Source organism: Nocardioides sp. BE266 (genome assembly GCF_031457855.1).
GTDB lineage: Bacteria > Actinomycetota > Actinomycetes > Propionibacteriales > Nocardioidaceae > Nocardioides.
This window is the reverse complement of the sequence record NZ_JAURTI010000009.1, coordinates 12,414-24,948: the sequence shown is the minus strand read 5'-3', so window position 1 is coordinate 24,948 and position 12,535 is coordinate 12,414. Positions and strand designations below refer to the sequence as shown.

10 protein-coding genes and 1 tRNA gene are annotated in these 12,535 nt (G+C 72.4%); 5 read left to right on the top strand and 6 right to left on the bottom strand.

Features of this window, described 5'->3' with window-relative positions:
- Window positions 1–32 precede the first annotated feature (32 nt).
- The 4 genes from J2X46_RS21255 to J2X46_RS21240 all read right to left on the bottom strand — a co-directional run bounded on the left by J2X46_RS21255 (window position 33) and on the right by J2X46_RS21240 (window position 5,245).
- The gene (locus J2X46_RS21255; RefSeq protein WP_310254126.1) at window positions 33–455 is read right to left on the bottom strand and encodes a single-stranded DNA-binding protein; all 423 of its coding nucleotides are present in this window, start codon (window positions 453–455) and stop codon (window positions 33–35) included.
- Window positions 456–595: 140 nt separating this feature from the next.
- The gene (locus J2X46_RS21250) at window positions 596–2,251 is read right to left on the bottom strand and encodes a YfjP family GTPase (protein WP_310254124.1); all 1,656 of its coding nucleotides are present in this window, start codon (window positions 2,249–2,251) and stop codon (window positions 596–598) included.
- A gap of 40 nt (window positions 2,252–2,291) precedes the next feature.
- A complete protein-coding gene (locus tag J2X46_RS21245; protein WP_310254122.1) occupies window positions 2,292–4,130 on the bottom strand; it encodes a GTPase domain-containing protein in 1,839 nt (612 codons plus the stop codon).
- Window positions 4,127–5,245, bottom strand: coding sequence for a PrsW family intramembrane metalloprotease (locus tag J2X46_RS21240; RefSeq protein WP_310254120.1), 1,119 nt, complete (start codon window positions 5,243–5,245; stop codon window positions 4,127–4,129). The genes J2X46_RS21245 and J2X46_RS21240 overlap by 4 nt, the downstream gene beginning before the upstream one ends.
- A gap of 106 nt (window positions 5,246–5,351) precedes the next feature.
- On the opposite strand from J2X46_RS21240, the gene J2X46_RS21235 reads away from it, so the two are divergent.
- Both J2X46_RS21235 and rlmC read left to right on the top strand, forming a co-directional pair.
- Window positions 5,352–6,752: an aminopeptidase P family protein gene (locus J2X46_RS21235; protein ID WP_310254118.1), complete on the top strand. Its 1,401-nt coding sequence runs from the start codon at window positions 5,352–5,354 to the stop codon at window positions 6,750–6,752.
- Window position 6,753: 1 nt separating this feature from the next.
- Window positions 6,754–7,908 carry a 23S rRNA (uracil(747)-C(5))-methyltransferase RlmC gene (rlmC, locus tag J2X46_RS21230; protein ID WP_310254116.1) on the top strand — a complete coding sequence of 385 codons (1,155 nt, stop codon included), beginning with the start codon at window positions 6,754–6,756 and terminating at the stop codon, window positions 7,906–7,908.
- 64 nt (window positions 7,909–7,972) lie between these two features.
- Here rlmC and J2X46_RS21225 read toward each other — a convergent pair whose 3' ends face one another.
- Window positions 7,973–8,653, bottom strand: coding sequence for a hypothetical protein (locus J2X46_RS21225; RefSeq protein ID WP_310254114.1), 681 nt, complete (start codon window positions 8,651–8,653; stop codon window positions 7,973–7,975).
- Between the two features lie 253 nt (window positions 8,654–8,906).
- Between J2X46_RS21225 and J2X46_RS21220 the strand changes: the two genes are divergently transcribed.
- From J2X46_RS21220 to J2X46_RS21210, 3 genes are all read left to right on the top strand, one after another.
- A complete protein-coding gene (locus J2X46_RS21220; protein ID WP_310254112.1) occupies window positions 8,907–10,301 on the top strand; it encodes a dicarboxylate/amino acid:cation symporter in 1,395 nt (464 codons plus the stop codon).
- An 80-nt stretch (window positions 10,302–10,381) separates the two neighbouring features.
- Window positions 10,382–10,457, top strand: a tRNA-Arg gene (locus tag J2X46_RS21215).
- A gap of 133 nt (window positions 10,458–10,590) precedes the next feature.
- Window positions 10,591–11,517 carry an aldo/keto reductase gene (locus J2X46_RS21210; protein WP_310254110.1) on the top strand — a complete coding sequence of 309 codons (927 nt, stop codon included), beginning with the start codon at window positions 10,591–10,593 and terminating at the stop codon, window positions 11,515–11,517.
- Here the strand turns inward: J2X46_RS21210 and J2X46_RS21205 are convergent.
- On the bottom strand, window positions 11,496–12,524 hold the full coding sequence (locus J2X46_RS21205) for an adenosine deaminase (RefSeq protein WP_310254108.1): 1,029 nt from the start codon (window positions 12,522–12,524) through the stop codon (window positions 11,496–11,498). The genes J2X46_RS21210 and J2X46_RS21205 overlap by 22 nt on opposite strands.
- Window positions 12,525–12,535 lie beyond the last annotated feature (11 nt).

The window sequence follows — 12,535 nt, the reverse complement described above, 5'->3', positions numbered from 1 at the left end:
GGCGGACGGGTCGTCACCGTCCTGGTCGTGGCTCAGGCGGCCGCCTGCTCCGTCGGCTGCGGGACGCGTTCGTCGGCGCGGGTCTCGACCCCGGCCTCGACCGGCACCGGCTTGGTGAAGGTCGTCGTGCCGTGGGAGAGGTCGTGGCCCACGGCGCTGGCGACGACCTCGTAGGACGTCTGGGGCCGGCCCTCGCGCTCCCACAGGTCGGCGACCAGCCGCCCCTGCACCACGACGGGGTCACCGCTGGCGAGCGACTGAGCCACGTGGCCGGCGAGCCGGTTCCACGCCTTGACGGTGTGCCAGGACGTGGTGCCCTTGACCCACTCACCGTCGCGGAATCGCGAGGGCGTGCAGGCCACGCGGAACGAGGCGACCTGGCGCCCGTCGCTGAGCTCGCGGAGCGTGACCGGGCCGCCGATCCAGCCGGTCAGGGTGATCTGGGTGTCGTTCATCGCACGATGCCTCCTGTGTCGGCGGCGGTCGGTCCGCCGCGCTCAGCAAAGGCTCGTCAGCACGGCCGACAGTGCCGACCACAAGCACCAGCAGGCTGGGGACAACTCGCGAACAGCCGTCCCTGTGGACGTTTGCCGGCCTACTTCAGCGCGGCCGACAACCCGTCGCGCACGGCGGCGTACGACGTCAGCTCGGCCTGGATCGGCTCGACGACCACCTCGCCGGAGACCTCCGAGATCGCGTCGCGCAGCCGCTTGTCAGCGGTGCGGGCGCGCGTCTTCGCGGTCGCCGACACCAGCCAGCGGCACACCAGTGCGAGCAACAGACCCAGGCCGATCCCGCCGATGAGCAGCAGCGTCGGGAGCGGGAAGGCCCCGAACTCCGGCGTCGGAGGCTCGGGGAGCCGGGCATAGGAGCCCAGCGCCAGCAGGGCCAGCCAGCCTGCTCCGACGATGGCGGAGAGGATGAGGAGGTACTGCAGGACCCGGACCAGACCGGCCCACACCGGGATCTTCGCGGCGCCGAGATCGGTCGCGGAGACGGCCCGGTCGAGCCGGTCGTTGAGGTCGGGCAGCCGCGACACCGAGGCCGCGCGCACGGCGGTGGCCCACGACGGCGCCATCCCCTCGCCGACCTGGTCGGCCAGGGCGCGCACCTCGCGGTCGACGCGGGCACTCTGCACACCGGTCGCGCGCGGCACGGACGTGCGCGCCGTGCCGGTGAGCTCCTTGCCGGAGGAGCCGAGGTCGAGGTGGAGCCTCTTGAGCGGGTCGGGGCGCAGCCTGGAGAACCACGCCGTGACCGGCCAGCCGGTGGCGCGGTTGGCGCGGATCCGGGTGGAGTCGGCCACGGCCTGCACCACGATCGGCACGCCGGCGGCGTCGGCGAAGGCGTCGTCGAGGGCGGCCACGCGCTCCGGGGAGAGCGTCGGCGCCTTGCCGCTGCCGACCTCCGCCTGGAGGCGCTGCGCGGCGGCACGGACGTCGGCCTCGAGGCGCGCCCGGGTGGCCTTCTTCTCCGCGACCCGCTTCACGATGAGCGCGCGCAGCTCGTCGACGCCCCAGCCCTGGCGGGCGCTGACTGGCAGCACCGGCACGCCGGCGAGGCCGTCGGCCTCGAGCAGGCGGCGTACGTCGTCGAGCATGGACTGGCGCCGGTTCTCGGGCACCGTGTCGATGTGGTTGAGCACGACCAGCATCACGTCGGCGTGCCCCGCGAGAGGCTTGAGGAAGCGGTCGTGGATGGCGGCGTCGGCGTACTTCTGCGGGTCGAGGACCCACACCAGCATGTCGGCGAGCCGCACGAGTCGCTCGACCTCGAGGTGGTGGGAGACCTCGGTGGAGTCGTGGTCGGGGAGGTCGAGCAGGACCACGCCGCGCATCTCGGCGTCCTCGTCGCCCTTGGAGAGCATCGAGTCGCGGGTGACCTGGTGGCGGGCGGGGATGCCGAGCCACTCGAGGAGCTCCTCGGCGCCCTCCTTGCCCCACACGCAGGCGGTCGCCCACGAGGTGGTGGGACGGCGGACGCCGACGGCCGCGAGCTCGAGCTCGGTGAGGGCGTTGAAGGTCGAGGACTTGCCGGACCCCGTCGCACCGGCGAGGGCGACGACGGTGTGGTCGGCGGAGAGCCTGAGTCGTCCGGCCGCGCGGGCGGCGACCGCGGTCGCGTCGTCGACGACGGCGTCGTCCACGCGTCCGCGCGCGGCAGCCGCGGCACGCTCGAGGCCGTCGACGCGGGCACCGATGTCAGAGCTCCTGGTGACCAGCTTCTTGGCCCCTTCGAGCAACGACGTCATGACTCCCTCACGGCCACTTTGCGGACTTGGACCCTTAACCCTAGGGCTCGGTGTCCTCGGTCACCGAAACCTGGGTGGTGTGCGTCGCGGCATACCGCAGGTCGTCGACCTTGCGGGCCGCCGCGCGCATCCGCTCGGGGGCCTCCGGGGCGACCTGGAGGCTGTCGAGCAGGTCGGTGTAGCGCCGTCGCTCGGAGTCGAGGAGCTCGCCCACGGCCGCCTCCAGGCGGCGGCGCGCACGGTCGGCGAGCGAGCGCACGGCCTGGTCGCCGAACACCGCCTCGAGGAGCTTCTGGCCGAGCACGGCCGAGCCTCCGGCGATGCCGGCCTCGGCACCGGTGACGCCGGCCGTGTGCGCGAACACCACGACCATCAGCGCGACCGACAGGCCGTTGACGCCGAACGCCAGGAACCGCGCGGTCGAGCGCTTGTCGGCGCCCTCGGTGCGGACCATCTCCAGCACGTCGGACTGCCAGTCGCGCACGGCGCGCTCGGCCTTGCGTCGGAAGTCGCGGGACGCCCGGCCGAGGTCCTCCCCCGCGTCCTTGAGCAGGATCTGGCCGGCGGCAGTGCTGTGCCACGACGCCTCGGCGCGCTCGGCGGCGGCCTCGGCGTGCTCGAGGATCAACGTCTCGAGACCGGACTCGACGGCGACGGTCACGCGCTCGGCCTGCTGCGGCTTGCCCTTGACCGCGTTGACGACCTTGTCGCGGATCCAGCCGACGCGCGTCTCCAGCGAGCGCAGCAGCTCGCCCGTGCCGACGAACTCCTGCCAGCGGGCGAGCACCTCTCCGCGCAGGAGGGTGCCGTCGGCGGAGGCCTCGCCGACCGCGGTCACGGCCCGGTCGTAGGCGTCGTTGGCGTCGTCGCGGAGGCGTCGTACGGCCTCGGTCTGCTCGGTCGCGGCGTCCGCCACCGTGTGGGTACGACGACCGAGGGTTCGGATCGCGCCGTCCAGGGTCTGCTGCACGACGGCCGCGCGAGCCTCCTGGTCCTCCGCGAGGGCCTGGAGCCACTGGCGGATCTCGATCACCGACGACGAGGGCAGCAGGCCCATGTCGGACACCGGGCCCTCCTCCACGCTGAAGAGCGGAGAGTCCTTGAGACCGCGGCTGGCGAGCATCCGGGCGAGGTGCGTGGAGATGGTGTCGACCGCGTCCGGCGGGGTGCGGTCGAGCACGATCGCGACCGCGGCCGAGCGCTCGGCGGCCTTGCGGAGGAAGTCCCACGGCACCTGGTCGGCGTAGCGCGCGGCGGAGGTGACGAAGAGCCACAGGTCGGCGGCGGCGAGGAGCTGGGCGGCGAGCACCCGGTTGCGCTCCTCGACGGAGTCGATGTCGGGGGCGTCGAGGATCGCCAGGCCCGGCGACATCGCGGTCGACGACACCAGCTGGAGGGCCTCGGGGTCGTTGGTCTGGCGCGAGACCCGCTCGAGCTCGGGGAGGAGGCGGTCCTGGCCGAACCACTTCGCATCGTCGGGGTGGTGGACCAGGACGGGCGAGCGGGTGGTGGGCCGCAGCACACCCGGGATCGTCACGCGGGTGCCGACGAGCGAGTTGACCAGCGTCGACTTGCCGGCGCCCGTGGAGCCGCCGACCACCGCGAGCAGCGGCGCGTCGAGGGTCATCAGGCGCGGGATGACGTAGTCCTCGAGCTGGTCGACCATCTCGGCCTGCGAGGCCCGCTGGTCCTCGGCGCCCGGGAGCTCGAGCGGCAGTCGGGCCTCCTGGAGCGCACCGCGCAGGCGGACCAGCGCGGTCACCATCGCGGTGGTCGCGTCAGGAGTACGACGACCGGGGAACGGCGTCTGGTCCGCCGCGTCGTCGGAGTGCTCGGTCACCTGCTCGCCGGTCGGCTGCTCCGGCTCGTGCTCGCTCATCGGGTGGGCACCACCTGTCCGGGGAAGGAGATGTAGGGCCGGATCCGCCGCAGCTGCTCGACGTGCTCCTGGCCGCGGACGCTGAAGTCGTCGGGCGCGGTGCCGCGGAGGTAGCGGTGGTGGAGGTAGCCGAGCTCGACGGCGGCGGCCTGGTACTCGCGCATCGCGCGCTCGCCCTGTGGCCCACCGGCCTGGCGTGCCCAGCGTCGGGCACCGCGACGCGCGCGGAGGTCGACCAGCCACGGGATGTCGGTGGCCGGGAGCAGGCCGCGGTCGGCGGCGTCCTGGAGCGCCAGCGCGAGCAGCGGGCGCTCGGAGCGACGGCGGTAGATCGCGAAGGCGACCACGCCGAGGAAGGCGGGGAGCATCAGCGTGCCGTAGACGACGAAGAAGTGGCCCGTGCCCGACAGGGTCGAGGTGTTCCAGAGGCCGTGCAGGAGTGCGGCGATCGCGAACCCGGCGACCGGCGCGAGGAGGCGCACGACCAGGCGGCGCGAGGCGATGGCCAGTCCGACGCCGATGCCGGTGAAGACGGTGAAGAAGGGGTGGGCGAACGGGCTGATCAGGCAGCGCAGGATGAAGGTGCCGGTGAGCGCCGTGGTGCCGCCCGGGCCGATGCCGTCGGTGCCGTCGTAGGCCGCGGCGAGGTAGAGGATGTTCTCGGTGAAGGCGAAGCCGATGCCGACCATGCCGGCGTACACGATGCCGTCGAGGACGCCGTCGAGCTCGTGGCGGCGCCACCACAGGAGCAGCAGCAGGAAGAAGCCCTTGGTGGCCTCCTCCGTGATCGGCGCGACGACCGAGAGGCTGTCGCGCTCGGTCGCACCGCCCGCCATCCCGATGCCCTGGAACACCAGTGCCGCGGCGGTGGCGACGAACGCGCCCCACAGCAGGCCGGCGACGAGGAGGTTGCGCGGCTCCGGCTCGTAGCGGTCGAGCCACATGAAGCAGCCCACGAGCGGACCGACGGGAACCGCGGCCAGCAGGGCGGCGAGAGCCAGCGAACCGGGCGCGCCGGAGAGGCCGATGACCAGCGCCATCGCGATCCCGCCGAGCAGGACCAGGATGCCCACCACGACGGTGAAGGCAACACTGTCGCGACGACCCCGATGCATGCCCCTGACCCTAACGGAGCAGCGACCGTCGTCACCCTCCGCCGCACCCCTGCGAGGGTCCTCGTCCGCCTCGTGCCCGCGCGTGCGCGCGTCGTACAGTGGCGGCGTGAGCGAGCCGACTGCCGAGAACCCCGCCGAGACCGCCCAGACCGCCGGCGACCAGCCGAAGACCGAGTCGCACGACCCGGCCGTCCCCGCCGCCTACGCAGCATTCATGCGCGAGGGCTGGGGCAACCGCGACCTCGAGCTGCCGCGCCACGCGGTGGCCGACTGGGCGGCCGCCCGTCGGGCGAAGCTGGCCGAGGCGTTCCCCGGCGAGCGGCTGGTGCTGCCCGCCGGCACCTACAAGGTGCGGGCCAACGACACCGACTACCGCTTCCGTGCCGACACCGCGCACGCCTACTTCACCGGCAACCAGACCAGCGACGCCGTGCTCGTCGTCGAGGACGGGGAGTCGGTGCTCTACGCCCGCCCGCGCTCCGAGCGCGACACCGACGAGTTCTTCCGCGACCGCCAGTACGGCGAGCTCTGGGCCGGGCGCCGCCCGTCGGCACAGGAGATCTCGGACTCCCTCGGCATCGAGGTGCGCCACGTCAAGGACCTGCCGTCCTTCGACGACGACCGCAAGACCCGCGACATCACCACCGACGAGGACCTCGCCCGCGTCGCCGACGAGCTACGCCTGGTCAAGGACGAGTGGGAGGTCGGCGAGCTCCAGCAGGCCTGCGACATCACCACGCTCGGCTTCGAGGACTCGGTGCGTGAGTGGGACCGGGTGCGCGAGTTCGGCGAGCGCTGGATCGAGGGCACCTTCTTCCGCCGCGCCCGCGCGATGGGCAACGACATCGGCTACGACTCGATCTGCGCCGGCGGCTCGCACGCGACGACGCTGCACTGGATCGACAACACCGGCTCGATCGAGCCCGGCAAGCTGGTGCTGCTCGACATGGGCGTCGAGGGCCACAACCTCTACACCGCCGACGTCACGCGCACGCTCCCCGTCGACGGCACCTTCACGCCGCTGCAGCGCGACCTCTACGACCTCGTCCAGAAGGCGCAGCAGGCGGGCATCGACGCCGTACGTCCGGGGGCCGCGTTCCTCGCCGCCCACAACGCCGCGATGGACGTCCTCGCCCACGGCCTCTCCGACATGGGCCTGCTCCCGGTCTCCGCAGAGGAGGCGCTCGACCCGGAGTCGAAGGTCTACGCCCGCTGGACCCTGCACGGCACCTCGCACATGCTCGGCATGGACGTCCACGACTGCGGTCGCTCGTCGGTCGACATCTACCCCAAGGGCGACCTCGCCGAGGGCATGGTCCTGACCGTCGAGCCCGGGCTCTACTTCCAGGAGGACGACCTGCTCGTCCCCGAGGAGCTGCGCGGCATCGGCATCCGCATCGAGGACGACATCCTCGTCACCGCCGACGGAAACCGGAACCTCTCCGCCTCGCTCCCCCGCACGTCGGCCGACGTCGAGGAGTGGATGGGCCGCCACATCGGTGGGTGAGGTGCGAGGAGCGCCGGCGTCGAGCCTCGAGACGGTCGACGGTCGCCTCCGTTGCCACCACTACGACGCCTTCCGGTGCCGGTCGTGCACGCTGCTGGAGGTGCCGCGCGCCCGGCAGCTCGCCGACAAGGAGGAGCACGCGCGCTCTCTCGTCGACTCCCCTATGTGGCTGCCGACCGTCGCCGGTGCCGAGGCCGGCTTCCGCAACAAGGCCAAGATGGCCGTCGGCGGCACCGTCGAGGCGCCGACGCTCGGCATCCTCGACCGTGACCTCGCCGGCGTCGACCTGCACGACTGCGGCCTGCACTCCGACGGGCTGAGGGCGGCCCTCGACCGCATCGCCGAGTGGATCACGACCGCAGCCCTGACGCCGTACGACGTCGCGGCGCGGGCCGGCGAGCTCAAGCACGTGCTGCTGACCGAGTCGCCCGACGGCGAGCTGATGTTGCGGCTGGTGATGAGGTCGACGGCGCTCGAGGCGCGGGTGCGCTCCCGGCTGCCCGAGCTGCGCGAGGCGCTGCCGGCGCTGCGGGTGGTGACGATCAACGTCCAGCCCGACCACAAGGCGGTGCTCGAGGGCGAGCGCGAGATCGTGCTCACGCCCGAGTCGACGATGCCGATGCGGTTGGCCACCGGTGTGGAGACGTGGCTCGGTCCGCAGTCGTTCTTCCAGACCAACACGGCGATCGCCGAGGCGCTCTACGACCAGGCGCGCACCTGGGTGGGTGACCTGCCGGACGTGCGCACCGTGTGGGACCTCTACTGCGGGATCGGCGGCTTCGCCCTGCACCTGGTGGGCGACGGCCGCGTGGTGGTGGGCGTGGAGACGTCGGTCGAGGCAGTCCGCTCAGCCTTGAACGCGCAGGTCGCGGGCGCCACGTTCGTCGCGGCCGACGCGACGCAGTGGGCGCTGGAGCAGCAGACCGTCCCCGACCTCGTCGTGGTCAACCCGCCCCGGCGCGGCATCGGCGCCGAGCTGGCCGGCTGGCTCGAGGAGTCGGGAGTGCGGCACGTCGTCTACTCCTCGTGCAACGCCGAGTCGCTGGCCCGCGACCTCGCCGCGATGCCGTCGTTGCGGCCGGTGCAGGCGCGGGTGCTCGACATGTTCCCGCACACCACCCACTACGAAGTCATCGTGCTCCTCGCGCGCACCTGACGTCGACCGGACGCGCAGAGACCCGGTCCCCGCGTGGGGACCGGGCCTCTGTCGTAGGCAGGGGTCAGCCTCGGCGGACCTTGGGGCTGCGTCCGAGGCTGCGCATGCTCACACCGCCGCGGAAGGCGTCGTCGACGTAGCCCGCGACGTTGGCCGAGCCGTCGGCCTGCGGGGTGACCTTGGTCCGGGTCACGCCGGCGGAGACCTGCACCCACTTCGGCTCACCGAGGCAGGCGGTGGGCACCGACGCCACCAGCGTGTCGGCAGCCGCGTCGTAGCGGGCCCTCACGGTCCGGCAGGGCCTGGACTCGGGGCCCATGGTCACCGAGCCGTCCGACGAGACGGTCACGCTCGACCGAGCAGGCGAGAAGGCCGACTCCGTCCGACCGCCGATGAAGGCTGCCGACAGGTCGTATCGCCCCTCGGGCGTGAGGATGCGGAACTCGACCGAGTGACCCTCGACCTCGACGAGGTCGCGGAAGTGCATGGTCAGCGTGAGCCGCTTCCTGGCGTGGTCGATCGTGGTGCTGGCGACGTCGGCGGACGTCTCGGCGGGGGCGTCCAGGAAGATCGGGCCGTCCGGGGCCCCGGAGCCGAGGAAGGCGCCCAGCGCGAGGCCCATGTTGATGGCCTTGGCGTCGCCGGCGACATCGGAGACGGTCACCTCGGCGGCGTGGGCCGCGGCGGGGGCGAGGAGGGCGAGGGGGGCGATGGCGGCGATGAGCCGTGGAGCGAGTCTGATCACGCGGCGAACCCTAGTCAGGCGTTTCCTGACCTGTGACCGGAACCACGGAATCCGTGGTGACCTCCACAGGTTGGGCCCGACGTGCGCACCTTCACCTCCGTCGGAGACCTGCTGACGCAGCGTCGTGCCGTCGACCTCGCCCGCACCGAGAGCGCGCTGTGTCGCCTCGGACGCCTCGCCGACTGATCCCCCTCATCCGCAGCGTCCGCCGACCGGTTGCGACCGCGCGGTTCCGAAAGGTTACCTTTTCAGTATGAATACTTCTGTTACAGAGACGGAGAAGCCCACCCGCTTCCGGCTCCCCTCGTTCGGCGTCCAGGTCCTGATCGGACTGGTCCTCGGCGTGGTCCTCGGACTCGTCGCCCGCAGCCTCGGCGCGGACGGCGTCGACGCTTCCACTGGGGAGGTCGACCCCAACTGGCTCACGGAGACCCTCGACACCGTCGGTGGCACGTTCGTGACGCTGCTGCGTGCCGTCGTACCTCCGCTGGTGTTCCTGGCGATCGTCGCCTCGATCGCCAACCTGCGCGACGTCACCGGCGCCGCACGGCTGGCGTGGAAGACGCTCGCGTGGTTCGCGATCACCGCGCTCATCGCGGTGTCCATCGGCATCACGCTCGGCCTGGTGCTCCAGCCCGGTGAGCACACCAGCGTGGCCGCCGACGCCGCGAGCGCCCCGTCGAGCACCGGCTCGTGGCTCGACTTCCTGACCGGCCTCGTGCCGGCCAACGTGCTCGGCCTCGAGGGGTACGACAACGGCGACGGCACCGTCGGCATGTCGTTCAACGTGCTCCAGCTGCTCGTCGTCGCCATCGCCACCGGCATCGCGACCCTCAAGGTCGGCGAGGCCGCCGACCCGTTCCTCACCTTCGTCCGCTCGGCTCTCGCCGTGGTGCAGAAGGTGCTGTGGTGGATGATCCTGCTCGCGCCGATCGCCACGGTCGGGCTGCTCGGCAACGCCGTCGCGACCTACGGATGGGACGCGCTCGGCTCGCTCGGCACCTTCACCGCCGCCATCTACGCCGGCCTGCTGATCGTGCTGCTGGGCGTCTACCCGGCGCTGCTGCGCCTCAACGGCCTGTCGGTCAAGCAGTTCTTCTCCGGCGCCTGGCCCGCGATCTCGCTGGCCTTCGTGTCGCGCTCGTCGGTCGGCACCATGCCGGTCACCGAGTCGGTCACCGAGCGCAACCTGGGCGTCCCGCGCGCCTATGCCTCCTTCGCGGTGCCGCTCGGCGCCACCACGAAGATGGACGGCTGCGCGTCGATCTACCCGGCGATCTCGGCGATCTTCGTGGCGCAGTTCTTCGGCCTCGACCTCTCGATCACCGACTACGTCCTGATCGCCTTCGTCTCGGTCATCGGCTCCGCCGCGACCGCGGGCGTCACCGGCGCGACGGTCATGCTGACGCTGACCCTCTCGACCCTCGGCCTGCCCCTCGAGGGCGTGGGCCTGCTGCTCGCGATCGACCCGATCCTCGACATGGGTCGCACCGCGGTCAACGTCACCGGCCAGGCGCTCGTGCCCACGATCGTCGCCAAGCGCGAGGGCGTCCTCGACCAGGCGGCGTACGACGCCCCGCGCAGCGGTACGCCGTGGCGCGAGGAAACCGTCGCCGAGGTGCGGGAGCCGTCGACCGCCGCGGCCTGAGCCCAGCACGACGTGTGACGATGCGGTCGCCCGGGCGGCCGCATCGTCACACGTCCGGGCTGGGATACTGGCCGCCGTCGGCCCCCGTGGCGCAACGGATAGCGCAACGGCCTTCTAATCCGTGGGTTGCAGGTTCGAGTCCTGCCGGGGGCGCCACACACCGCGACACGCCGCCGCGCCTCCCCGATCAGGGCGTCCCCACACGTGAGGATCTGATCAGGCCCGGCGGAGTATGAGTTCGCCGGGCCAAGTACGTCCTCGGGCCCTCCCCGCGCGTTATCTTCGGCGCGTGATCAGTGACCTCGTCCTGGGGACCATGTACTTCGGCACCCGCACCGGCCGGGATGCGTCCTTCGCGCTGCTCGACCGCTTCGTCGAGGCCGGCGGCCGGTGGATCGACACAGCCAACTGCTACTCCTTCTGGTCGCACGAGAGCGGCCACGGCGGACAGAGCGAGACCGTGATCGGCGAGTGGCTGCGCGCCAACCCGGGCGTCCGCGAGCAGGTCGAGATCTCGACCAAGGTCGGCGTCGAGCCGGTCGACGGAGGAGGTGTCGAGGGCCTCTCCGCCCCGGTCGTCCGCGCTGGAGCGACGGCCAGCCGCGAGCGGCTCGGCGTCGAGACCATCGACCTGTTCTGGGCGCACGCGCGCGACCTCGACACCCCGATCGAGGAGACCGTCGAGGCGATGGGCCTCCTCGTCGACGACGGCATCGCGCGCCGCCTCGGGCTCTCCAACCACCCGACCTGGCTCGTCGAGCGCGCGCGCATCGACGCCATCACGCAGGGGCTCGAGACCATCACCGCGCTCCAGCTCTCGACCTCCTACGTCGAGGCGCGCCCGGGCGCCGCGGTGGAGGGCAAGGACCACCGCTTCGGCTGGGTCACCGAGGAGACCCGCGACTACGTCGAGCAGCACCCCGAGGTCGAGGTCTGGGCCTACAGCCCGCTCATCCAGGGCGCGTACGACCGCGCCGACCGCCCGTTGCCGGCGGCGTACGACCACCCGGGGACGACCGCCCGGCTGGCCGCGCTGGGCGAGGTGGCAGGGCGCCTCGGCGTCGCGCCGAGCGTGGTCGTGCTGGCCTGGCTGGTGCGCCGCGGGATCAAGCCGATCCTCGGCGTCAGCAGCCCGGAGCAGCTCGACTCGGCCCTCGCCGCCGGCGCGCTCGCGCTCGACGACGAGGCGATGGCTCAGCTCGACGCGCCTGCCTGAGCGGCGTACGCGTCGATCTCGCCGCGCACCCGCGCCCTGACGTCGTCGGGCGCGAAGGAGGCGTCCACGGCTGCCCGGGCGAGGTCGGCGACCCCCACCTCGTCGAGGTCGAGGAGGCCGGCGGCGACCTCGTAGTCGTGGTTGAGCGAGGTGGAGAACATCGGCGGGTCGTCCGAGTTGATGGTGACCGTGACGCCGGCGTCCACGAAGGCGCGCAGCGGGTGGTCCTCGATCCGGTCGACCGCGCGGGTGGCGATGTTGGACGTCGGGCAGACCTCGAGCGCGATCCCCGTCTCGGCGAGGTGCGCGAGCAGCTCGGGGTCCTGGGCGGCGGAGCAGCCGTGCCCGATCCGCTCGGCGCCGAGGAGCCTCACCGAGTCCCAGACCGTCTCCGGGCCGGTGGTCTCACCGGCGTGCGGCACCGACCGGAGGCCCTCGGCCCGGGCACGCCCGAAGTGCTCCTGGAACTGCGCGCGCGGCACGCCGACTTCCGGACCGCCCAGGCCGAAGCCGACGAGCGCGTCGGTGCGGTGCTCGAGCGCGAACTCCAGGGTCGCGTCGGCGGCCGGGAGGCCGGACTCGCCCGGGATGTCGTAGATCCAGCGCAGCACCAGGCCGAAGTCACGCTCGGCCGCGACCCGCGCGTCCTCGATGGCCTCGGTGTAGGCCTGGATCGCGATGCCGCGCACCACGGAGGTGTACGGCGTGCAGGTGAGCTCGGCGTAGCGCAGGTTCTGGCCCTCGGCCATCTCGCGGGCGACCTCGTAGGTCAGCAGCCGGATGTCCTCGGGCGTGCGGACCAGGTCGACGACGGCGAGGTAGACGTCGATGAAGTGGGCGAAGTCTCGGAAGGTGAAGAACTCCTTCAGCCCCTCGAGGTCGCTGGGGACGCCGGCGTCGGGGTGGCGCGCCGCGAGCTCGGAGACGATCCGCGGCGACGCCGACCCGACGTGGTGCACGTGCAGCTCGGCCTTGGGCAGGCCGGCGATGAAGTTCTGGAGGCTCACGCCCGGCAGTG